The following is a 21,233-nucleotide window of genomic DNA, read 5'->3' as shown; positions in this document are numbered from 1 at the left end:
TTGTACCAAGCAGGTTCCGCAGCAGTGTTCCACGGTTTTGCGGCAAGAACCTGCGAACAGAAAATCGCCTGGCCCCAAGAATCGCCTGGCCTAGGAGTGGAGCCTTGCGGCAGACAGGCATTCTTCCCGATCAGGACATTTCGGCGCTGTTCCAGTCCGGTGCGCTGAAGTCGGCGCGCGCGTTCGATGCCGATCAGATCCAGCCGGCGAGCCTGGATCTGCGGCTCGGCGACAAGGCCTGGCGGGTGCGGGCCTCGTTCCTGCCGGGCCCCAACCACAAGGTTTCGGAAAAGCTCGACCGGCTGCAGCTGCACGAGATCAATCTTGCCGAGGGCGCGGTGCTGGAGACCGGCTGCGTCTATATCGTGCCCTTGCTTGAAAGCCTGGCATTGCCGGCGGACATTTCGGCCTCGGCCAATCCGAAGAGTTCGACCGGGCGGCTCGACATCTTCACCCGCGTCATGACCGATCGCGGCCACGAGTTCGACAAGATCGCCGCCGGCTATCACGGCCCACTCTATCTCGAGGTCAGCCCGCGCACCTTTCCGATCGTCGTGCGTACCGGTTCGCGTCTGTCCCAGATCCGTTTCCGCACCGGCAATGCACTGCTCTCGGAAGCCGAGCTGCATGACCTGCATCGCGCCGAGATGCTGGTCGCAACCGAGCCGCCGAACATTTCCGGCGGCGGCATCGCACTGTCGATCGATCTCAACGGCGATCAGAACGGCCTGGTCGGCTATCGCGGCAAGCATCACACCGGTCTCGTCGATGTCGACAAGCGCGCGGCACAAGAGGTCGTCGACTTCTGGGAGCCGATCCACAAGAGCGGCGCCGGCGAACTGGTGCTCGATCCCGATGAATTCTACATCCTCGTCAGCCAGGAAGCGGTGCATGTGCCGCCGCTCTACGCCGCCGAGATGACACCGTTCGATCCGCTGGTCGGCGAGTTCCGCGTCCACTATGCCGGCTTCTTCGATCCGGGTTTCGGCCATTCGGCGTCCGGCGGCACCGGCAGTCGCGCAGTGCTCGAAGTGCGCAGCCACGAAGTGCCGTTCATCCTCGACCATGGCCAGATCGTCGGCCGGCTGGTCTACGAGCATATGCTGAAGCGGCCGCAGGCGCTCTACGGCACGGATCTCGGCTCCAACTACCAGGCGCAAGGCCTGAAGCTGTCCAAGCATTTCCGCCCAGCGCGCTGAACCCAATTCCCGTCGGGCAATACACTTGCCTGCGATGGCTCGTCATGCTTGGCTGGCTTTCTGGCCGCCAAGCTGGCGGCGTTCAAGGGGAACCAAGAAAATGCGGATTTCAAAATGGATCATATCGGCAGCAGGTGCTGCCGTGTTGCTGATGGCGGCCGGCTCTCTGTCGGCGCAGGCTGCTGAGAAACTGAAGATCGGCACCGAGGGTGCCTATCCGCCGTTCAACACCATCACCCCGGACGGCAAGGTCGTCGGCTTCGATATCGACATCGCCAATGCGCTGTGTGCGCAGATGAAGGTCGAGTGCGAGATCGTCACCCAGGACTGGGACGGCATCATCCCCGCCCTGCAGGCCAAGAAATTCGATGCCATCATCGCCTCGATGAGCATCACCGAGGAACGCAAGAAGCAGGTCTCCTTCACCAACAAATACTATACGACTCCGCTCGCGCTGGTGGCGCCGAAGGATACCGAACTCACCTCGACCGAACCGGCGGCCCTTGCCGGCAAGACGGTCGGCGCCCAGGCCTCGACCACGCAGGCCGACTATGCCCAGAATGTCTATGGCAAGGCTGGCGCGGAGGCGAAACTCTACCCGACCCAGGAAGAGGCGATCACCGATCTGACGAACGGCCGTCTCGATGCCGTCATCTCTGACAAGTTCGTGCTGGTGGACTGGTTGAAGAAGGCAAGCGACGGCTGCTGCAAGCTGGTCGGTGACGTCAAGGGCACGGAGACCCAGGCCGGCATTGCCGTTCGCCTGGAAGACACCGCGCTGCGCGACAAGCTCAATGCGGCAATAGACGCCATCGTCGCCGACGGTACCTACAAGAAGATCCAGGCCAAGTACTTCGACTTCGATATTTATTGAGGTTGAACCCCGTCCGGGTCAGCCGCGAAAGAGATGCTCTTTCGCGGCGCCCAGACAGCCATGAAATTGGCCGACAAAGAGCAGTTCGCGTACGGCCAAGCGTTTCCTGCCCCAAAATCCTCTGGTCGGTTTCTCCTCATCGAGCGAGGCGCTTGAGCCAGACTTCAAAGGAAACAACTGCTTGTCGAGGCAACCGAGAATATGGGCCCTGGCGGAGTCGATACCGCAGGCACTGGCATTGTCGTTCAGCCTGTCGCTGCGAAGCGCGGACGTTATACGATCCGTATTGCTCATCAGAAAGCCTACTTGTGCTTTCGAATAACCAGTTGCCAGAAGACGCTTCGTCATCGCCGAGTGGGCTTCACGGTAGGACTTCGCGCTGCACTGACCAGCGCTAAAGGCGACCGATGGCGGCTGGACCAGGAACAGGGCTAGGCCCGCGAACAAAATGACAAGCCGCATTCTGTTCATTTTCCACTCCGCTATCTCAAAGCGCCTTCACCGCCACCTTCACCGGTTGCTCGATCTCGAGTGGGTTGCGCAGCGGCAGGCCAAAATCCTTGGCCTCGATTTCGAACAGATCGCCGGCCTCGGTCTTGATGCCGTCGGCGAAGGATAGCGTCGCCGTTCCGAACATATGCACATGCACGTCGCCCGGCTGGCGGAAAGCCGCATATTTGAAGTGGTGGTGTTCGAGATTGGCTATGGTGTGCGACATGTTCGCTTCGCCTGACAGGAACGGCTTTTCCCACAGCACCTCGTTGTCGCGATAGATGCGCGAGCTGCCGCGGATGTCGGAGGGCAAGTCGCCGATCAATATTTCCGGCCCGAATGAGGCGTTGCGCAGCTTGGAGTGGGCCAGGAACAGATAGTTCACGCGCTCGGTGACGTGGTCGGAAAACTCGTTCGACAGCGTGAAGCCGACACGGAACGGCGCGCCGTCGTCGCCGATGACGTAAATGCCGGCCACTTCCGGCTCTTCGCCGGCGTCCTTGGCGAAAGCCGGCGACAGCAGTGCGGCGCCTGGCGCCACCGCCATCGTGCCGTTGCCCTTGTAGAACCATTCCGGCTGCACGCCGATCTGGCCTTTCGCCGGCTTGCCGCCCTCCAGCCCCATGCGGAACATCTTCATGGAATCGGTCAGCTGTTCCTCGCCGTCGGCGCCGAGCTTCTTGTGCATGGAATCGCGTGTCGCGGCCGAGCCGAGATGCGTCAGTCCGGTGCCGGTCAGATGCAGGTGCGCCGGATCGGGGTGGTTGATCGGCGACAGCAGCCGCCCCTTCTTGTAGGCGGCATCGAGATCGATTGTCTCGCCAAGCCCCTTGCGTTCGATCAGCGCGACGAGCCCGACGCCGGTGCGGGCGGCCTCCATCGCCAGCGAATAAACGCTGCGCGCGCCGTTGATGATCCGGGTCTTGCCGCCGTTGCGGGCAACGACGCGGATGGTCTCGGCGTCATCGAGAATCTGGGAGATCAGCATGATGAATCCTCTCTCATTTGCCTTGGCAGGGGCTGCCGGGACGGCAAACCTTGCCCAGCGCGGCCAGGACCTCGTCCATGCCACGGGTGAAATGCTCCATTCGGATTGCGCTCGCGAGCCTGGTCCCTCAGGGACTTCTTTTCGTGCCGCCGGGCAGCGCCGCGATGTGACCCGTATGCCTTCCTGGTTCCCTCAGCCCTTGTTCTTGTTGTAGACGTCGAACACCACCGCGCCGAGCAGCACCAGGCCTTTCACCACCTGCTGCCAGTCGACGTTGACGCCCATGATCGACATGCCGTTGTTCATCACGCCCATGATGAAGCCGCCGACCACCGCGCCGATGACCTGGCCGACACCACCCATCGCCGAGGCGCCGCCAATGAACACTGCGGCGATGACGTCAAGCTCGCTGCCAAGGCCTGCCGCCGGCACCGCCTGCCCAAGGCGCGCCGCGATGATCAGGCCGCCAAGCGCCGACAGCACGCCCATATTGACGAACACCATCAGGGTCAGTCGCTCGGTCTTGATGCCCGATAGCTGTGCCGCCTTGGCATTGCCGCCCATTGCGTAGATGCGCCGGCCGATCGTCATGCGTTTGGTGACGAACACGAACAGTGCGATCAGCACGCCCATCACCATGAGAACGATCGGCAGGCCCCTGTAGCTGGCGAACTGGTAGACCAGGAACAGCGCCAGCGCGCTGGTCACCAGGGTCTTGATGACAAACAGCGTGAAAGGTTCGGCTTCGTAGCCGTGCTGCTCGCGCGTGCGCCGTGCCTTGAGCCCGAAATACGCATAGGCGAGCACGGCGACGACGCCGATCAGGATCGTCGTCATGTGCAGCGTCAGGCCGCTGCCGATGATGGTCTTGCCGGCGGCGTTCACCGTCGGCGGGATCAGCGTCAAGGGGCCGATCACGTCCGGAATGAAGCCGGAACTGAGCGCCTTGAAGCCATCTGGAAGCGGCCCAACGGACGACCCGCCACCTAGCAGCGCCTGGCAGATGCCGCGGAAGATCAGCATCCCGGCCAGCGTCACGATGAAGCTCGGTATTCGGTGATAGGCAATCCAGTAGCCTTGGGCCGCGCCGATGCCGCCGCCGATGATGAGGCAGATGATCGACACAACCAGCGGATTGCTGAGGGGGCCAAGCGGCCAGATGACCATCATCATTGCCGCCAGCGCGCCGATGAAACCGGCGACGGAGCCGACGCTGAGGTCGATATGGCCCGAAACGATCACCAGAAGCATACCCAGCGCCATCACGATGATGAAGCTGTTCTGCTGCACCAAATTGCTCAGGTTCACCGGCTTGAAGAGCGTGCCGGACGTGGTGAACTGGAAGAACACCATGATGGCGATCAGCGCCAGGATCAGGCCGTATTCGCGCAGATTCGTGATCAGCGCCGAGACGGCCACACGCGGCCCCTGCTGCACATCTTCGGCGACGCCGCTTTTCGGCGCGGGAGCGCTTTCGGTGGTCATGATGCTTTTCCTTCTCCCCGAACGATGGCGCGCATGATCTTTTCCTGGCTGGCGTCGCTCGCCGTCATTTCGCCGACGATGCGGCCTTCGTTCATGACGTAGATGCGGTCGGTGATGCCGAGCAGTTCTGGCATCTCCGACGAGATGACGATGATCGCCTTACCCTCGGAGGCGAGGCGGGCGATGATAGTGTAGATTTCATATTTGGCGCCGACGTCGATGCCGCGCGTCGGCTCGTCGAGAATCAGCACTTCCGGATTGGCGAACAGCCATTTCGACAGCACCACCTTCTGTTGATTGCCGCCCGACAGATTGCCGGTCATCTGATAGACGCTGGACGAGCGGATGTTGGTCTTGGCCTTGTAGTCATTGGCGACGGCAAGTTCGCGCAGGTCGTCGATCACGGCGTGGCGCGACACGCCGGGCAGGTTGGCCAGCGTGATGTTGTGCTTGATGTGATCGATGAGATTGAGACCGTAGGTCTTGCGGTCCTCGGTGACGTAGGCAATGCCGTGTTCCACCGCCTTGCTCACCGACGAGACATCGATCGGCTTGCCCTTGAGCAGCACCTCGCCAGTGATGCGGCGGCCATAGGAGCGGCCGAACAGGCTCATCGCGAATTCGGTGCGTCCGGCGCCCATCAGCCCGGCGATGCCGACCACCTCACCCTTGCGGACATTGATATCGATGCCCTTGATCACTTGCCGCTCGGCATGGATCGGGTGATAGACCGACCAGTTCTTCACTTGGAGCACCACCTCGCCGATCTTGGGCTCGCGCGGCGGATAGCGGTCGTCGAGCGAACGACCGACCATCGAGGTGATGATGCGGTCCTCCGAGATGTCTTTCTTGGCAAGTGTTTCGATGGTCCGTCCGTCGCGGATGATGGTGACCTTGTCGGCGACCCGGTTCACCTCGTTGAGCTTGTGCGAGATCAGGATCGAGGTGATGCCTTGCCGCTTGAATTCGAGCAGCAGGTCGAGCAGCGCCTGGCTGTCTTTTTCGGACAGGCTCGCGGTCGGCTCGTCGAGGATCAGCAGTTGCACTTCCTTGCTGAGCGCCTTGGCGATCTCGACCAGTTGCTGCTTGCCGACGCCGATATTGGTGATCAGCGTCTTGGGGTCCTCCTTGAGGCCCACCTTCTTCAGCAAGGCGCTGGTACGTGTCTCGTTGGCATTCCAGTCGATGATGCCAAATCTGGCGTGTTCGTTGCCAAGGAAAATGTTTTCGGCGATCGACAGCATCGGCACCAGCGCAAGCTCCTGGTGGATGATGACGATGCCCTTGTGTTCGCTGTCGTGAATGCCCTTGAAATGGCATTCCTCGCCACGGTAGACGATCGCGCCATCATAGGTGCCGGACGCATAGACGCCGGACAGCACCTTCATCAGCGTCGACTTGCCGGCGCCGTTCTCGCCGACCACGGCGTGGATCTCGCCTTCCTCGACGCTGAGGTTGACGTTCGACAGCGCCTTCACGCCGGGGAACGTCTTGGTGATGTCGCGCATCTCCAAAATCGTCGAGGCCATTGGGACTACCGCTCCCTGAGAGGTCGGCAAACACTGCCGGCGAGGTCGGTAACAATACCGGGCCTGCTGGTGAACGAAAAGGGGCCCTGCGTTGCGCAGGACCCCTCGATTTGTGACCGAATTACTTCAGGTCATCAGCCTTGATGTAGCCGGAGTCGACCACCAGGGCCTGGTAGTTCGACTTGTCGACCTCATGCGGCGTCAAGAGGATCGAGGGAACGACCTTGACGTCGTTGTTGTAGGTCTTGGTGTCGAGGGCGTCCGGCTTGCCACCCGAGAGCACCTTGTCGACGAGCTCAACGGTCGACTTGGCCAGTTCGCGGGTGTCCTTGAACACGGTCGAGTACTGCTCGCCCGAGATGATCAGCTTGACCGAGGCGGTCTCGGCGTCCTGACCGGTCACGATCGGCCAGGGCTGAGCGTCCGTGCCGTAGCCGACAGCGCGCAGCGATGCGGTGATACCACGCGACAGGCCGTCATAGGGCGACAGAACGCCATCGACACGGCTGCCGTCCGAGTAGTTGGCCGAGAGCAGATTGTCCATGCGAGCCTGGGCGGTTGCCGCCAGCCAGCGCAGGGTGCCGACCTTGTCCATGCCGGTCTGGCCGGACTTGATCTTGATCGAGCCGTCGTCGATCAGTGGCTGCAGGACGGAGATAGCGCCATTGTAAAAGAAAAAGGCGTTGTTGTCGTCTGGCGAGCCGCCGAACAGTTCGACGTTCCAGGGCTTGGTGTTCGGGAAACGCTCCTTGAGACCCTTGACCAGCGAATTCGCCTGGATGACGCCGACGCCGAAATTGTCGAAGGTCGTGTAGTAGTCGACATTGGCGGTCTTCTTGATCAGGCGGTCATAGGCGACGACGACGACGCCGGCGTCAGCGGCCTTCTGCAGCGCGTCCGACAGGGTGGTGCCGTCGATCGAGGCGATGATCAGCGCCTTCGGGCCCTTGGTGATTTCATTTTCCAGCTGGCTGAGCTGGTTTGGAATGTCGTCCTGCGCATATTGCAGGTCGACGGTGTAGCCCAGAGCCTCGAGCTGGGACTTGACGGCGTCGCCGTCATTGATCCAGCGCTGCGAGGTCTTGGTGGGCATCAGCACGCCGACGAGGCCTTTGTCGGCTGCGTAGGCGGTGGCCGACATGGCCGCGATGCTGACCGCCAAGGCGGCGACTAACGTCTTGATGATTTTCACTTAACTCTCCCTGGTTGATGGACGCGGCACCCCGGGGGTCGCGGGCCGCGCAATCGTGCAGAAGCGCCAAGGCACTGCTGCCGTCATATCGATCTCCGGTATCCTCCCATGGCCCCGAGGCGCTGATTTCAATCGATACGATTTTTCTCGTCTGCGACCGTCGCGTCTCGGAACGCGCGAAGGTTGTGATCCTTTGCCATAACTGTCAAATGCGATCTTTGATGATTGCTATATCAATATTGGTATATGCTATCGAGGCGAGACGGCTGGCGCGACCGCTGGCCGCCTGCGAGCAGAAGCAAGGAGAGGCTATGGCGGCGCTAAGGAATCCGAATGCGATTTCAAATGGTTACAGAGAGATGCCGGGCGACGGCGAAACCTTGCTGCGCAGTGGCCTCAGCTTGCGTCACATGCGTATGATCGTCGCGCTCGACGACCATGGCCGGGTGAGCGCGGCAGCCCAGGTTATGAATATTTCTCAGCCGGCGGCTTCGCGCATGATCAGCGAAATGGAGGCCGTGCTGGAGGTCAAGCTGTGCGAAAGGCTGCCGCGCGGTATCACCTTGACGCCTTTCGGCAAGGCATTGTCCAGGCGCGCGCGCTCGATCCTCCTGGAAATGCGCGAGGTCGACCGCGAAATTTCCGAACTCAAGGCGGGCAAAGGCGGCTCGGTGTTCCTCGGCGCTGTGACCGCACCGGCGATCGAGCTGGCGGTGCCGGCGATTCGCGAAATCCGCCGCATCTATCCGCGCATAGAGATCACCATGCAGGTCGAGACCTCCAACGTGCTGGCACGCGAATTGATCGCAACGCGCCATGATTTCATCATCGCGCGCATCCCTGACGATCTCAATCCACGGCTGTTCGAGTCGCGCGTGATCGGCGTCGAGAAGGCCTGCCTGATCGTGCGCAGGGGCCATCCGCTCACCAAGGGCGAGGCGGTGCGGCTGGAGGACACCGCAGCCTACGACTGGGTTTTCCAGTCGGGCGGGTCGCCTTTGCGCCAGGCGATGGAGAGCAATTTCCTCAACCGCAACATCGCTTTGCCGGACCGTATCCTCAACACCAGCTCGCTGCTCTTGACCCTGGTCATGGTCGCACATTCCGATGCGATTGCACCGGTATCGGTCCAGGTGGCGAAATTCATCCAGAATCCCGACGGGCTGGCCGGCGCCATCGACGTCGTCCAGACCGAATTCGACATCGAGGTCAGGCCCTACAGCCTGATTACGGTGAAGAACCGTGTGCTGTCGCCGGCCGCCAAGATGCTGCACGACTTCATCCTGCGAGAGGTGGGATGACGGCTCGGCCAGGCGTCGAGTTCGATCGGGCACGTAAAGCACACGAAAGAGCCGCTCTGGCGAACCGCAAGCCGGGAACATTATCTCCTGCCGATGCGTTCATACCTCTGCAAGGGATGTTTCTTCAGGAGGCTGAACATGCGCAGCTTCGAAATGATCGACCTGCTTTGCGTAGTCGAGGCCTGCAAGCACGAACGATCGGTCGGGAATTTCGTGTCGATGGCTGAAGGCGTGGAAGAATTGCGGGTACTGACCGGCGATTTCGTCTCATCGGATGACGTGGTGGCAAACGCGCTTGCAACGGTAGCACTTGCACGAGGCTGCTCGGTTGTGTTCGACGAACAGGCGGGCGCCGAATTTGTTTCTGGCGCCATGGGCTGGAGCGGGTAGAGGGAATCGAACCCTCGCGTTCAGCTTGGGAAGCTGACAAGCTACCATTACATCATACCCGCGCGATCCCTCGTTACCATGCGGGTTGGCCTTCGGGCAATCGCAAAGCGGCTTTTACACCGCAAGCTGCGGCGATGCGTATCGACCTGCGATCGCTATCTTGCCCTGGCGAGTTTGTTGCCGGCGGCAAAGCTTGGCCAGTACTTTGAGATGGCCAGTGTCGCGCCGGCGGAAGAGAAGTGACCATAATCGAAATAGAGAAATTGCTTGCTGTCGGCATCGGCGTACGAACAGCCGGCCGCATCGCACAGATATGCCAGCGGATCTATGAATGTCGCCCCTTTGGCGAACGGCAGCACCCGCTTGTTGATGCCCGGATCCATGGCCGTCGGCCAGGACGTATTCCCGGCATGCTCCCGTCTTGCGAAGAAAGCGATTTTCTGGACGTCGGCGATGAATTCCGGTGACTGGCCGATGACATAGACCTTGACGCCCATGTCGCGAAGCCGATCGATCGTTTTTTGCAGGCCATCGAAGCCCCTGACCTGGTAGTCGGTCCATCGGCCGCTCAGGATCACCGCCCGGATGTTGGCGTCGCGGATAATCGACAGGGCCCGTTCGTTGAAAAGCGTACAGCTTGGCCGGGCATAGGAAAAATAGGTGAGGTCGGGCGGGCAGCCGGCATAGGTGTACTGGATGACATTGGCCTGGATTTTCTGGGCATTGGCGTCGAGTCCCGAAACATAGTGGGCGGCGAAGGAATCGCCCCACAAAAGCACGTTGGTGGCAAAGCCCTGCGTGCGCGTGCAGTCGGCGAGCTTCCAGGTGTCGATGCCGGCCCCTTCGTTGAAGCAGACGCCGTTGCGCCAGTCGCCGACCCGGATCGGCTCCGTTGAGAAGTCCGGGAACCGTTGCGGAAAACCACGACCCAGCGCGCCGGCCAAGCCGCCGACACAGAGTAGGGCGATCGCCGTCGCCGAAAAGGCGAAGATCGGCAGGGGGGCGGTGAACGCCCGTTTCCGGCGAAAAGGCTGCTCGACATACTTCCAGGAAAATGTCGCCAGGGCGAAACTGGCCACCATCATCGCGATGACCGTCGGCACGCCGATGGCCTTCAGCGAGAGATAGTGGACGAACGAATTGATCGGCCAGTGAACGAGGTAGAGCGAATAGGAAATGAGGCCAACCCAGACCAGCGGCGCAAACCGAAGGACGCGGGTCGCAACAGGTGCCGGCCTGTCGGCGCCGGGATGATCATGACCCGCATAGATGAGCAGGGCGGTTCCGATGCAGGGGAACAAGGCATTGTAGCCCGGAAACGGATCGCTCTCTGAAATCGTTAGAAAACCGAAGGCGATCAAGGCAAAGCCGGCGAGGCCGATCAGTTCCATCGCCGGCCGGCTGGCAAGTGCCGGTGGCTTTTTCAGCATCAGCATGGCGCCAAGCGCCAGTTCCCAGAGGCGCGTCGGCAACAGATAGAAGCCGGCGGTCGGCGCCAGCGACGTTGCCATGACCGCCACGGCAAAGCTGCCGATGGCGATCGGCAGCAGTACCGTCAGCCAGCGCTTCGAGACATATCGGTAGATCAAATAGAGCAGGATCGGCGCGAAGATATAATACTGCTCTTCGACAGAAAGCGACCAGGTGTGAAGCAGTGGCCGCAGTTCGGCATCGATGGAGAAATAGTTCGTCGTCTTCCAGAAATAGATGTTCGACCAGAAGGTCGAGGCGGCGATCACGCTAAAGCTGAATTCGTGCAGGTCCGACGGCAGCAGGATGAACCAGGCGGCAATGCTGGCGAGCAGGATGACGAAGATCAGCGCCGGCAGGATGCGCCGTGCACGGCGCCAATAGAAGCGACCGATCGAAAACTCGCCGCGCTCGAGATCGTCGAGCAGGCTGCCGCTGATCAGATAGCCCGATATGACGAAGAAGATGTCGACGCCGGTGAAGCCGCCGGGAATGGCGGAGACGCCGAAGTGGAAGAGCAGGACGGGCAGCACCGCCACGGCCCGAAGGCCATCGATGTCGCGCCTGTAGTTCATCCGGGCAGGCTCGCGCGCCGCGGCCGGAGGCTTTGGCTCCGCGAGTTCAAGACGCCGCTCATACGGCGATGTCCCGCTCGTGCAAAAAATTCCGGCTCGTCGGTCCCACATGCCTATCCTCTGCGGTGCAACTTTGCTGCACCGCAACATGAGTGTCAAGGCATATGCCAGTTCGAATGCCGGCGAAGCTGGTGCGCGCCGGCGCCGCGGTTCAAGCGCCGGGCAGGTAGATCACCGCATGATCGTCCGAATAGGCCCGCTTCCAGCCCAGTTGGTCGAAGAAGGGAATGCGATTGTCGTCGGCTGCAACCAGCGCCCAGCCTATCGCGTATTTCTTCAACTGGGCTTCGAGGAGCGGCTTGCCGTTGCTGTGTCCCGTCTCGTCATCGGCTTTTGTGAAACCGCCCAGGAACAGCTGGTCCGTCCGACCGTCGATATAGGTCTTGATCCCGTGGAAAATCAGCGTGCCACCGAAATTGTAGGAATTCAGCACGTTGCCGGACAGATGATGGCTTTCGGCGAATGCCAGCGCCCCGCTGGCCGACGTATTCGGGCTCGGTGCGACCTGATAGACGCTACCTAACACGGCAGCCGCGCCGATCAGAAAAACAGCTGCCGCGCCGCAAATCGCGTAGAACCGCCTGGCGACGAAATTTTCCAGTCCGTCGCGCTTTTCAGACAGCCATGCGGTGACCGACAGCGAGGGATACTGCTGCGCGACCTCCATCACGGTCACCAACGGGACCAGGAGGAAAAACAAATACATGAAACGCAGATGGGCGAGAAAGATATGCAAGGTGAAGACGATGAACAACGCCTTGGCCCAGCCAATTCGCACCCGCGACACCAGCAGCCCGAACAGCGCCAGCAGCATCACAACTTCCTGGAGAGGTGAATCCTGCACATTGAACGGTCGCCATTCCACGATCAACGATACCGCCTCATTGCCATAGGCCACGGCGAAGGTCGCCAGGATGGCGTGGACACCGTAGGGGTGGATCAGGCTGACCAGCGGACAAAGCAGACCGAATGCGATCCATTTCGCCACGAGGGTCGGTTTCGAGAAACCTGTGCGCGTCAGCAGATCAAGACCGGCGAAAGCTGCGATGACGAAGCCCAGCGTGAAGGTCGCGTGCAGGTTCGCCCACAACACAACCAGCACAAGCAGCCACCAGGGCGGCTCCCGTTCTTCCCTTGCCGCACGAAAGAGCACCGCCGTCCAGATGACGATGATCGGCAGGGTGAAGATATGTGGGCGCCCGGTATAGATCGGGCCGATCGCGACCGCCGCGACAAAGGCCACCGTAACCGCCAGGATCGGCTTCAGCCATGTGCTCAGAAACCACCCCATCAGGAAAACCGTCAGGGAAATCGTGGCGATGATCAGCGTGACCACGCCGTTCCAGCCTCCGGCCCGGTAGGCAAGAGCCAGCAGGACCTGCCCCAGCCACTCCTTGGCGATCCATGGCTGGCCGGCAAAAGTGTAGGAGTAAGGGTCGGTCGTCGGAAATGTCCGGTTTGCCAGGAAATCCAGCCCGACCTTTACCTGCCACCAACTGTCGGGATCCTGCAGGACGGAATTGGCAAAGGCAACCATCAACGCCGCCGCGACACAGGCCGTGAACAGGCAGAATGTCAGGCGGATCCGCTCGTCATCCGTTGCGGCCTCCACACTGGCCTGGGCGTTGTCCATGGTGCGCCGCCTTTGATCGTTTGCGATGACAGTTTGGTTCAAGGAATTCGACTGGTCGGCATCCGCCGAGGCCCATCGGTCACCGGAAGGTTCCGGTCGGCTTTGTCGTCTCCGCGACCTCCGCGCCCCACAAACACGAAGTGAGCCGAACCGAAGTAGAAGACGATCGAATAGACGCAGATTCCCGCGAGGTGAACCAGAGGGCTTTCGGTGATGCCTGCTGAGCGGGCGGCGATCACGACTGCTAGATTGATGCTGTAGGCGACCAGGAAGACCCCCCCATACCGCAACAGCGTACCTGACCGGAAGCCATCGACTCGTGTGAAGGTCCATTGGCGGTTGAGGAAGAAGCCGAGCACTAGGCCGGCGGCATAGCCCGTGGCGTTGGCGAGGATGTCGCCAAGACCCAGCGCAAGCCCAGTCAGAATGACCGCGTATCCCAGCGCCGTGTTCAACAGACCCACGGCGCCAAATCGCAGCATCCTCGGATAGTCAAATGGCAGGTTTGACCGCATGCGCAAAATATTGGGCTCCGACAGGTATCTTGGTGAGGAAACGCTCGAATGGCCTCAGCCTCGCTAGCAGCCGGGGAAAGAAAATCCGATAGACGATCCGGGTTTTGGCTAGACCCGCCGCGGCCATGCGCCTGCGCATCTCGCGCGCATTTATCAAGACCGCATTCTCGTCGAAGGCGCAATTTCGCACCGCGTGCGTGGTCAGCGGGTTCCACGGATTGTGCTCGAAAACAAAGAAGCTGCCGCCTTCGGCCAGCACCCTGCCGATCTCCGCGAGCAGTCCGATCTGCAGATCCTCGGGAATGTGGTGGAAGACGCAAGCCGCGAAGGCCAAGTCGAAGCTGCCGTCGGCGAAGGGAATTGTCTCGCCGTCGAAATGCGTGAAGGCAGCCTGGCCGGGAAAGCGCTTGCTGGCGATATCGAGCGATTCCCGCGAAGGATCGAGCAAGGTGATCTCGCTGTCGGGAAAGGCGTTGCGCATATGGCCGAGCGAATTGCCGACACCGGCGCCGAAATCGAGTATTCGTCGCGGTGTCACGCCGGCCCGCCGCAGCGTCGCGGCGATGTCGTCGATCTTGTACCTGGCGAAGAAGTCCGGCGTTTCACCGCTCAGCTTTATGCTCGCGGCATGCTGTTCCTGGTATTCCCGCGCAAACTGGTCGAACTCCGCCTCAAGCACGTGCGGCCCTCTTTGCCATCTTCTGCAGGCGGTGGACAGGCAGATCCTTGTCGCTGACAGCCCGGCTGCGCGAAACGATCTCATTGACGAAGTAAAGCGGCCGCCGCTTTGTCTCCATGTACATGCGTCCGAGATACTCGCCGAAAATACCAAGCACCATCAGCTGGACGCTGCCCAGGATCAGCACGATCGCGGCAAGGCTGGTCCAGCCGGGCAACACGTTTCCGACCGACCATTCGATGAGGGTGTAGCAGAGCACAACCAGCCCAAGAAGCCCGAACAGCATTCCGAGCAGCGAGGCGAACCTCAGTGGCGCGATGGAAAAGCTGGTCATCGCGTCGACCGCCAGAAGAACCATCTTCTTCAGGGGATAGTGGGTGGTGCCGGCAAAGCGCCGGTGTCTTTCATAGGGGAAGGCCACCTGTTTCAGCCCGATCCAGCTCACCATGCCGCGAATGAACCTGTAGCGTTCGGGCATCGCGTTCAGATGGTCGAGCGCGCGGCGGCTCATCAACCGGAAATCCCCTGAATTCGAAGCGATCTCGACATCGACCATGCGGCGGAGCAAGCGGTAGAACATCGAGGCGGAGGCGAGCTTGAACCAGCTTTCCCCGTCGCGGCTCTGCCGCTGGCCGTAAACGACATCGAAGCCTTCATTCATCTTCGCCATCATGGCGCCGAGCAGCTCAGGCGGATCCTGCAGGTCGGCGTCGAGAATGAGAATGCGCTGGCCGCGGCAGAATTCGAGCCCAGCGCTCAAGGCGATCTGGTGGCCGTAGTTGCGGGCAAGGTCGATGGCGACGACATGGTCGTCCTTTTCGGCCAATTGGAAAATGGCCTCGCGCGTGCCGTCAGTCGCGCCGTCGATGACAAGGACGATCTCATAGGAGGAGCCCTGTTCCAGGCATGTATCCGTCACCCGTCGATGAAGTTCGGCCACCCCATCCAGCTCATTGTAGCATGGGACGACCACCGACAACATGACGGCGCTTCGCGCGTTTTTCTCCATCTCCACCAAAAGCCCCTTGCTCCCGCTATTGGAATTGCAATAGCGGGAATTGGTTAGAAAACAGATAAACCAGCGGCCACAGCCTTTGGTTGGCCTGCCCTTCTGCCAACAGCCGCTAAAATCACGGCCGAACCTGCAGTTCCATGCGAATGCGGGCGCCCCGCCAGGGCCCGGTCAATATCCGAATGGTGCCATTGTGCAGCAACGCGATCTGGCGGGCAAGGTTCAAACCCAGTCCCGCCCCGCGCGACTGCGGGTGCAAGCGGTAGAAGGGTTCGAAGACATTCTCGTGCTCTTCCGCCGGAATTCCCGGGCCTTCATCGCGCACTTCGACGCCGCCGGACTCGTCGATGGCTATGGTGATCGTGCCGCTGCCGCCGCCATGGTCGATGGCATTGCGCACGAGATTTGCGAGCGCCCCCTCGATTTGCAAAACGTTGACCTCGACATGGGCCTCGTCGGGCGAGGGCTCGAAACGGGTTCGGCATCCCAGTGAATGCCGTGCCGCCATGTACGCCGACATAGGCGCCGCTCCACTGAAAGGCGGGAGGATCGTTGTAGGCCGGCGCAAGATCGGCAGCCATTGCCGAGCCGTTCAGGCACATGGCAAGCGCACTTGCCGTCAGCAGCATCATTGCTTGGGGGGACATTGCACTACTCCAACACGCACGCGCATCCGACGATACGCAGGTTGATCTCTTGGGAGCCTGACCATTGGGACGGTCGCGCTGCCGCTCACTTGTCTCGCCGGGAACGGTCGCGCTGGTCACGGGAACTGACGCAAGGCAGTCGTGGTGGGTGACCGGATCTTTCGCGCAACCTCTGCCTGAAAGACGTGGATTATCTCGCAGGCGAAAATTGCACGCACATTGCGAGAAATCGAAAAATGAAGATTTTTCGGTTTATTTTCAACAAATTAGATAGGTGCTGTTTACCGATTCTTAGCAAACCGGCATGGGCTCGATCAGTATCATTCGCACGACAGGGCCGCGCTCTGTCTCGCCCAAGGCCTAGGCTATCCAGGCAAACCTGTCGGCTTGAAGCCGGGAAGCCAAGTGCGTATGTCTGGGCCGACGCCCTCGAGTCTGGGCACCTCAATCGGGAGACGACGGGCCTTGTCCGCATTGACGCGCTTTCTCGGCGACTCGCCGCTCAGGGTGATCCTGAAGCTGCTGGTGGTGTCGTTCCTCGTCGGCCTGGTCATGAATGCCTTCGGCTGGTCGCCGATGGACGTGTTCTATGGCATCCGGAAGTTCTTTACCGATCTCTGGAATCTCGGCTTCCACGCCATCGATCGCTTTCTCGGCTACATCCTGCTGGGTGCGGCGATCGTCGTCCCTGCCTTCATCCTGCTCAGGATCGCCAGCTACCGGAAGTAGAGCATGATCCTGAAAAGTGGGAACCGGTTTTCGGACAAGATCATGCGTAAAAGGATTATCTGATATAGCTTGACGCCACCTCGAACAGGATGGCGTGGCGAGCGGCGAGCGTTGCCACATCGGTTGAATAACCGCCACCGATGACGCCGCAGACGGGAATGCCCAGCGTGCGAAAATGGCGGATCACCATGTCGTCGCGGGCGCGCAGGCCGTCATCCGATAGCGACAGCCGTCCAAGCCTGTCCTCGGCATGGACGTCGACGCCGGCATTGTAGAAGACGATGTCCCAATGCGCTTGGGCCGACAATTCCGGCAGGATGGCGGCGAGCCTTTCGACATAGGCAGCGTCACCTGTGCCGTCGGACAGCGCGACATCGAGGTCGGAGGCGATCTTGCGCGCAGGGTAGTTGCGGTCGCCATGCATGGAAAAGCTGAACACGCGCGGATCGCCCGCGAGAATGTCGGCCGTGCCGTCGCCTTGATGCACGTCGAGATCGACGACCAGGATGTTTTGTGCGGCGCCCTCGGCAAGCAGGACCAGCGCGGCGACAGCGACATCGTTGAAGGTGCAGAAGCCGGCGCCTTGCGCGCGCCGCGCGTGATGGCTGCCGCCGGCGGTGTTGCAGGCGATGCCGTGGCGCAAGGCGAGCCGCGCCGCCAGTACCGTGCCGCCGGTGGCAAGCTGTGCGCGCAAGGAGACACGTGGGCCAACCGGAAAACCGATCTCGCGCTCGATTTTTTCAGGCACCGAGCAGTTGATGACCTGGTCGACATACTCCGCCGCGTGGGCAAGTTTCAGCCATGATGCCGGCGCCGGTTCGGCGATGTTGAGCGCGCCGGGCCCGGCCAGACCGCGTGCGCGCAAGGCGTCCATCAGCAGCGGATACTTGCTCATCGGAAAGCGATGATTGACGGCGAAGCCGGCGTCGTAGTCGGGATGGTGGACGATCTGTAGGGGCATGAACTCGGTCCGGCGGGCTCGCGCCAGACCGGGGATTCGGTTGGCCGTCACGGGATGGGTGATTGCGCGATGCCGGCAAAATGGGGCACACCGGCTGTTCGATCAAGCCGCAATCAGCAAGGCAGCAATCCTTTGGACAAGGGTGCAACCTCAGCCGACGCCAGATACTTTGTCGTCACCAACCGGTCCGTGCTCGCCATCGCGGTGCCGATGACGCTTGCCTATCTGACGACACCTATGCTTGGCCTGGTCGACACTGCGGTTGTCGGCCAGTTCGGCGACGCCGCCTTGCTCGGCGGCCTGGCGGCAGGCGCACTTGTTTTCGACGTCGTCTTCACCACCTTCAATTTCCTGCGCTCGGGTACCACCGGCCTCGTCGCCCAGGCCTTCGGGCGCGGCGACGAACTGGAGGAACAGGCGGTCTTCTGGCGCGCCGTGCTGATCGCGGTTGTAGCCGGCTTCGTGCTCGCCGCACTTGCGCCGCTGGTTGCCATCGCCGGGCAAAAGTTCATGGGCGCCGAACCGCGCGTCAGCGAGGCAATGGCCGTCTATATCCACATCAGGATGCTCGCAGCCCCCTTCTCGCTGATCAACTATGCCATCCTCGGCTATGTCCTGGGGCGCGGCGAGGGCGGGCTCGGGCTGATGCTGCAATTGGTGCTGAACGGCATCAACATCGCGCTCTGCTTCCTGCTTGGATTGAAGCTTGGCTGGGGCGTGGCAGGCGTCGCCTGGGCTACCGTCGCCGGTGAGTTCCTTGCCATGCTGCTCGGCCTGGCGATCGTGGTTCGCCGGTTCCGGGTGGCGCCGTCCTTGCCACGCCACCGCCTGCTCGACATGGCCGCCTTCCTGCGCATGCTGTCGCTCAACCGCGACATCATGATCCGTTCGTTCTCGCTGCTGGCCGCCTTCGCACTGTTCACCCGCCAGGGTGCGCAGTTCGGCACGGTGACGCTGGCCGCCAACGCCGTCCTGATGAATTTCTTTCTCGTTGCCGGCTACTTCCTCGATGGCTTTGCCACCGCCGCCGAACAACTGGCCGGCCGTGCCGTCGGCGCGCGTGCGGCAACACCGTTCCGGCAGGCCGTGCGGCTCACCTTGTTTTGGGGGTTCGGGCTGGCGGGCGCGACGACCCTGGTGCTGTTGCTGGCCGGCGCCAATCTGGTTGCTCTCGTGACGACGTCGGTGGAGGTCCGTTCAGTGGCCGATATCTACCTGCCATGGGCAGCGTTCACCGCGTTGAGCGGCGTGCTGGCATTCCAGATGGATGGCGTCTTCATCGGCGCGACCTGGTCGCGTGACATGCGCAACATGATGCTGCTGTCGTTCCTGGTCTTTGTAGTCGCGTTGCTCACCTTGGCGCCTGCCTTCGGCAACCATGGCCTGTGGGCGGCGTTGCACGTCTTCTTGCTGGCGCGGGGCTTCAGCCTGCTGACGATTTTGCGGCTGCGACTGCGGACGGCGTTCAGCTGAGCGGTTTCGACGCCCATTGATCGAGATGGCTGTCGCGCAAATCGCGAATGGATCTGAAGCGCCCCGTTTTGGCAAAGCGTGCCATCCCGGCGACGATCCGGCCCGGCAGTGCGGGGCCGGCATAGATCATGCTGGTATAGAGCTGGACGAGATCGGCTCCGGCTCGGATCTTTTCCAGCGCCGCGTCGGTCGAATCGACGCCGCCAACGCCGATGATGGCGAGCTCTGGCCCGAGCAGTTTGCGCATCCTGGCCAGCACGATGGTCGAGCGTTCGAACAGTGGTCTGCCGGAGAGCCCGCCTGTCTCGCGCGCGGCGTCGCCGCTGCGCAGCCCTGGCCGGGAGATGGTGGTGTTGGAGACGATGACACCGTCGATCCGCTTCTCGGTCACCTCGGCGGCGATGTCTTTCAGCTCGGCCTCGAGCAGGTCCGGCGCGATCTTGAGGAAGACTGGCGGCTGCGCCGTTGCGGCGGCGCGCGCGGCCACGACGCGTGACAAAAGCTCGCCGAGCTGCTCGCGCGCCTGCATGTTGCGCAGCCCTGGCGTGTTGGGCGAGGAGATGTTGACCGTCAGATAGCTGGCGTAGGGCGCAAAGCGGGCGACGCCCCGCTCATAGTCGCCGATGCGGTCGGCACTGTCTTTGTTGGCGCCGATGTTGACGCCGACGATGCCGCCGCGCCCCTTGCGGGCGGTGAGGCGCTTTTCGGCGGCCGCGTGGCCTTCATTGTTGAAGCCCAGCCGGTTGATCACCGCCTCATCCGCCGTCAGCCGGAAGATGCGCGGTTTCGGGTTGCCGGCCTGCGGCAGCGGGGTGACCGTGCCGACCTCGGCAAAGCCAAAGCCGAGCCCAAGCAGCGCATCGGGCACCTCGGCGTTCTTGTCATAGCCGGCCGCCATGCCGAGCGGGTTGGGGAAATCGAGGCCGCAGACCGTCACCTTCAGCCGCGCATCGTGCGTTGCCCGCGCGCCGACCGGCAGGCCGCATCGCAGCGCCGCGATCGACATGCCATGCGCGGTTTCCGGATCGAATGTGAACAGCAGTTTCTGGCCGAGCCTGTCGAGCACGCTCATTCGGCCTCCAGTGCCGGGAACAGGTGGGTACCGTCGGCGCCAAGCGGCAGCGGTCGGACCCAAAGGACAGCTTTCAGGTCCAGCACGCCATAGAGATGCGGAAACAGCGCGCCGCCGCGCGAGACCTCGTATTTCAGCGCGGCGCCCAGACGCGAGCCGTCGATGGCGACCAGCAGGAGGCCGGTCTGGCCGGCAAAATGCTTCGCCGCGGTTCCCCTGACCTGCCCTGCCGTGGAGAAATGGATGAAGCCGTCGGCGACATCGATCTGCGCGCCGGTGAAGCGGCCAATCGCTTCGGCCTCGCGCCAAGGCCCTTCCGGGGTTATCTTGTAGATAAACTGAGACATGGTTGCGCTATAGTCCGAACCAGCCACGCGGGAAAGACCACGCCAAGGGTCTTCCCCAATTCCGGCGCAAACATGCGATAAATCAGGCTTTGGCCATGGAGGACAACATGCGTCTGCAGCACATCTTGATCCCCGCCGCGCTCGTTTCGCTGGTCGCGGCTTCAGCTTATTCGGAAGAAACCGATCGCTACCGGCTGGAGAAGTCTGATAACGGCTACGTCCGCATGGACACGCAGACCGGTGCGATGTCGATCTGCGAGGAACGCTCCGGTCAGCTCGTCTGCAAGATGGCGGCCGACGAACGCGCCGCTTTCCAGGACGAGGTCGACCGCCTCCAGACCTCGATGAAGGCGATGGACGAGCGCGTCACCAAGCTCGAGAATTCGCTCTCCGCCCGCCTCGAATCGCAATTGCCGAGCGAGGAGGATTTCAACAAGACGATGAGCTACATGGAGCGTTTCCTGCGTGGCTTCATGGGCATCGTCAAGGATATGGACAAGGACAACGGCGCTGAGCTCAACTCGCAGAAGACCTGAGCGCTCGAACAGGGAAACGCGGCGCGCTGGCTTTGCCGCTTGAAAACAGCGCGCAGCCCCTCATAATCGTCCAA

21 protein-coding genes and 1 tRNA gene are annotated in these 21,233 nt (G+C 61.7%); 7 read left to right on the top strand and 15 right to left on the bottom strand.

All coding sequences use genetic code 11. The features are described 5' to 3' along the window. Positions 1–104: 104 nt before the first annotated feature. Together CGZ66_RS05330 and CGZ66_RS05325 are read left to right on the top strand one after the other, a co-directional pair. Positions 105–1,199, top strand: coding sequence for a 2'-deoxycytidine 5'-triphosphate deaminase (locus CGZ66_RS05330; RefSeq protein ID WP_095082272.1), 1,095 nt, complete (start codon positions 105–107; stop codon positions 1,197–1,199). Positions 1,200–1,299: 100 nt separating this feature from the next. Continuing rightward, complete coding sequence (locus CGZ66_RS05325) at positions 1,300–2,073, top strand: ABC transporter substrate-binding protein (protein WP_095084265.1); 774 nt, start codon at positions 1,300–1,302, stop codon at positions 2,071–2,073. 18 nt (positions 2,074–2,091) lie between these two features. On the opposite strand, the gene CGZ66_RS05320 is transcribed toward CGZ66_RS05325, so the two are convergent. The 5 genes from CGZ66_RS05320 to chvE all read right to left on the bottom strand — a co-directional run bounded on the left by CGZ66_RS05320 (position 2,092) and on the right by chvE (position 7,759). Continuing rightward, positions 2,092–2,544 (bottom strand): hypothetical protein, encoded by a 453-nt coding sequence (locus tag CGZ66_RS05320; protein WP_095082269.1) that lies wholly within the window; start codon positions 2,542–2,544, stop codon positions 2,092–2,094. Positions 2,545–2,560: 16 nt separating this feature from the next. Further along, complete coding sequence (araD1, locus tag CGZ66_RS05315) at positions 2,561–3,553, bottom strand: AraD1 family protein (protein ID WP_095082267.1); 993 nt, start codon at positions 3,551–3,553, stop codon at positions 2,561–2,563. A 192-nt stretch (positions 3,554–3,745) separates the two neighbouring features. Next, positions 3,746–5,038, bottom strand: a complete 1,293-nt coding sequence (mmsB, locus tag CGZ66_RS05310; RefSeq protein ID WP_095082262.1) for a multiple monosaccharide ABC transporter permease — start codon at positions 5,036–5,038, stop codon at positions 3,746–3,748. Next, on the bottom strand, positions 5,035–6,567 hold the full coding sequence (gene mmsA / locus CGZ66_RS05305; protein WP_095082258.1) for a multiple monosaccharide ABC transporter ATP-binding protein: 1,533 nt from the start codon (positions 6,565–6,567) through the stop codon (positions 5,035–5,037). Before mmsA ends, mmsB begins: the two co-directional genes overlap by 4 nt. A 121-nt stretch (positions 6,568–6,688) precedes the next feature. Beyond that, positions 6,689–7,759 carry a multiple monosaccharide ABC transporter substrate-binding protein gene (gene chvE / locus CGZ66_RS05300; RefSeq protein ID WP_095082253.1) on the bottom strand — a complete coding sequence of 357 codons (1,071 nt, stop codon included), beginning with the start codon at positions 7,757–7,759 and terminating at the stop codon, positions 6,689–6,691. A 311-nt stretch (positions 7,760–8,070) separates the two neighbouring features. Between chvE and CGZ66_RS05295 the strand changes: the two genes are divergently transcribed. Beyond that, positions 8,071–9,060 carry a LysR family transcriptional regulator gene (locus tag CGZ66_RS05295; protein WP_095084264.1) on the top strand — a complete coding sequence of 330 codons (990 nt, stop codon included), beginning with the start codon at positions 8,071–8,073 and terminating at the stop codon, positions 9,058–9,060. Positions 9,061–9,198: 138 nt separating this feature from the next. Continuing rightward, positions 9,199–9,450 (top strand): hypothetical protein, encoded by a 252-nt coding sequence (locus CGZ66_RS05290; RefSeq protein ID WP_095082249.1) that lies wholly within the window; start codon positions 9,199–9,201, stop codon positions 9,448–9,450. Here the strand turns inward: CGZ66_RS05290 and CGZ66_RS05285 are convergent. From CGZ66_RS05285 to CGZ66_RS05255, 7 genes are all read right to left on the bottom strand, one after another. Further along, positions 9,439–9,512 (bottom strand) — tRNA-Gly (locus CGZ66_RS05285). The two genes, CGZ66_RS05290 and CGZ66_RS05285, sit on opposite strands and share 12 nt — an antisense overlap. 93 nt (positions 9,513–9,605) lie before the next feature. Further along, a complete protein-coding gene (locus tag CGZ66_RS05280; RefSeq protein WP_095082246.1) occupies positions 9,606–11,495 on the bottom strand; it encodes an acyltransferase family protein in 1,890 nt (629 codons plus the stop codon). Positions 11,496–11,706: 211 nt separating this feature from the next. Next, on the bottom strand, positions 11,707–13,188 hold the full coding sequence (locus tag CGZ66_RS05275; RefSeq protein ID WP_095084263.1) for a hypothetical protein: 1,482 nt from the start codon (positions 13,186–13,188) through the stop codon (positions 11,707–11,709). Positions 13,189–13,226: 38 nt separating this feature from the next. Next, positions 13,227–13,670 (bottom strand): GtrA family protein, encoded by a 444-nt coding sequence (locus tag CGZ66_RS05270; RefSeq protein WP_280952789.1) that lies wholly within the window; start codon positions 13,668–13,670, stop codon positions 13,227–13,229. A 10-nt stretch (positions 13,671–13,680) separates the two neighbouring features. After that, the gene (locus CGZ66_RS05265) at positions 13,681–14,382 is read right to left on the bottom strand and encodes a class I SAM-dependent methyltransferase (RefSeq protein WP_095082237.1); all 702 of its coding nucleotides are present in this window, start codon (positions 14,380–14,382) and stop codon (positions 13,681–13,683) included. Beyond that, on the bottom strand, positions 14,375–15,391 hold the full coding sequence (locus CGZ66_RS05260; RefSeq protein ID WP_206073702.1) for a glycosyltransferase family 2 protein: 1,017 nt from the start codon (positions 15,389–15,391) through the stop codon (positions 14,375–14,377). Before CGZ66_RS05260 ends, CGZ66_RS05265 begins: the two co-directional genes overlap by 8 nt. 121 nt (positions 15,392–15,512) lie before the next feature. Continuing rightward, positions 15,513–15,914, bottom strand: a complete 402-nt coding sequence (locus CGZ66_RS05255) for a sensor histidine kinase (protein WP_245331027.1) — start codon at positions 15,912–15,914, stop codon at positions 15,513–15,515. 592 nt (positions 15,915–16,506) lie between these two features. On the opposite strand from CGZ66_RS05255, the gene CGZ66_RS05245 reads away from it, so the two are divergent. Next, the gene (locus CGZ66_RS05245) at positions 16,507–16,770 is read left to right on the top strand and encodes a DUF6460 domain-containing protein (RefSeq protein WP_095082235.1); all 264 of its coding nucleotides are present in this window, start codon (positions 16,507–16,509) and stop codon (positions 16,768–16,770) included. A gap of 55 nt (positions 16,771–16,825) precedes the next feature. On the opposite strand, the gene CGZ66_RS05240 is transcribed toward CGZ66_RS05245, so the two are convergent. Then, the gene (locus CGZ66_RS05240; RefSeq protein ID WP_095084261.1) at positions 16,826–17,731 is read right to left on the bottom strand and encodes a histone deacetylase family protein; all 906 of its coding nucleotides are present in this window, start codon (positions 17,729–17,731) and stop codon (positions 16,826–16,828) included. 132 nt (positions 17,732–17,863) lie between these two features. Between CGZ66_RS05240 and CGZ66_RS05235 the strand changes: the two genes are divergently transcribed. After that, entirely contained in the window at positions 17,864–19,204 is a 1,341-nt protein-coding gene (locus CGZ66_RS05235; protein ID WP_095084260.1) for an MATE family efflux transporter, read from the top strand. Here the strand turns inward: CGZ66_RS05235 and CGZ66_RS05230 are convergent. Next, a complete protein-coding gene (locus tag CGZ66_RS05230; RefSeq protein WP_095082233.1) occupies positions 19,197–20,276 on the bottom strand; it encodes a quinone-dependent dihydroorotate dehydrogenase in 1,080 nt (359 codons plus the stop codon). The genes CGZ66_RS05235 and CGZ66_RS05230 overlap by 8 nt on opposite strands. Next, complete coding sequence (locus tag CGZ66_RS05225) at positions 20,273–20,623, bottom strand: DUF952 domain-containing protein (protein WP_095082231.1); 351 nt, start codon at positions 20,621–20,623, stop codon at positions 20,273–20,275. The genes CGZ66_RS05230 and CGZ66_RS05225 overlap by 4 nt, the downstream gene beginning before the upstream one ends. 107 nt (positions 20,624–20,730) lie before the next feature. Here CGZ66_RS05225 and CGZ66_RS05220 point away from each other — a divergent pair, with 107 nt between their 5' ends. Next, entirely contained in the window at positions 20,731–21,159 is a 429-nt protein-coding gene (locus CGZ66_RS05220; RefSeq protein ID WP_095084259.1) for a hypothetical protein, read from the top strand. Positions 21,160–21,233: the final 74 nt, after the last annotated feature.

The sequence above is a fragment of the Mesorhizobium sophorae genome (assembly GCF_002270415.1).
In the GTDB taxonomy this organism is placed as follows: domain Bacteria; phylum Pseudomonadota; class Alphaproteobacteria; order Rhizobiales; family Rhizobiaceae; genus Mesorhizobium; species Mesorhizobium sophorae.
The sequence above is the reverse complement of the archived record's forward strand: the minus strand, read 5'-3'. Positions and strand labels throughout refer to the sequence as shown.

Bases quoted from the DNA above. Each gene is read 5' to 3' on its own strand.
- CGZ66_RS05325 (WP_095084265.1), top strand. From the start codon at position 1,300: ATGCGGATTTCAAAATGGATCATATCGGCAGCAGGTGCTGCCGTGTTG.
- CGZ66_RS05320 (WP_095082269.1), bottom strand. From the start codon at position 2,544: ATGAACAGAATGCGGCTTGTCATTTTGTTCGCGGGCCTAGCCCTGTTC.
- araD1 (WP_095082267.1), bottom strand. From the start codon at position 3,553: ATGCTGATCTCCCAGATTCTCGATGACGCCGAGACCATCCGCGTCGTT.
- mmsB (WP_095082262.1), bottom strand. From the start codon at position 5,038: ATGACCACCGAAAGCGCTCCCGCGCCGAAAAGCGGCGTCGCCGAAGAT.
- mmsA (WP_095082258.1), bottom strand. From the start codon at position 6,567: ATGGCCTCGACGATTTTGGAGATGCGCGACATCACCAAGACGTTCCCC.
- CGZ66_RS05295 (WP_095084264.1), top strand. From the start codon at position 8,071: ATGGCGGCGCTAAGGAATCCGAATGCGATTTCAAATGGTTACAGAGAG.
- CGZ66_RS05290 (WP_095082249.1), top strand. From the start codon at position 9,199: ATGCGCAGCTTCGAAATGATCGACCTGCTTTGCGTAGTCGAGGCCTGC.
- CGZ66_RS05280 (WP_095082246.1), bottom strand. From the start codon at position 11,495: ATGAACTACAGGCGCGACATCGATGGCCTTCGGGCCGTGGCGGTGCTG.
- CGZ66_RS05275 (WP_095084263.1), bottom strand. From the start codon at position 13,188: ATGGACAACGCCCAGGCCAGTGTGGAGGCCGCAACGGATGACGAGCGG.
- CGZ66_RS05270 (WP_280952789.1), bottom strand. From the start codon at position 13,670: ATGCTGCGATTTGGCGCCGTGGGTCTGTTGAACACGGCGCTGGGATAC.
- CGZ66_RS05260 (WP_206073702.1), bottom strand. From the start codon at position 15,391: ATGGAGAAAAACGCGCGAAGCGCCGTCATGTTGTCGGTGGTCGTCCCA.
- CGZ66_RS05255 (WP_245331027.1), bottom strand. From the start codon at position 15,914: ATGTCGGCGTACATGGCGGCACGGCATTCACTGGGATGCCGAACCCGT.
- CGZ66_RS05240 (WP_095084261.1), bottom strand. From the start codon at position 17,731: ATGCCCCTACAGATCGTCCACCATCCCGACTACGACGCCGGCTTCGCC.
- CGZ66_RS05230 (WP_095082233.1), bottom strand. From the start codon at position 20,276: ATGAGCGTGCTCGACAGGCTCGGCCAGAAACTGCTGTTCACATTCGAT.
- CGZ66_RS05225 (WP_095082231.1), bottom strand. From the start codon at position 20,623: ATGTCTCAGTTTATCTACAAGATAACCCCGGAAGGGCCTTGGCGCGAG.
- CGZ66_RS05220 (WP_095084259.1), top strand. From the start codon at position 20,731: ATGCGTCTGCAGCACATCTTGATCCCCGCCGCGCTCGTTTCGCTGGTC.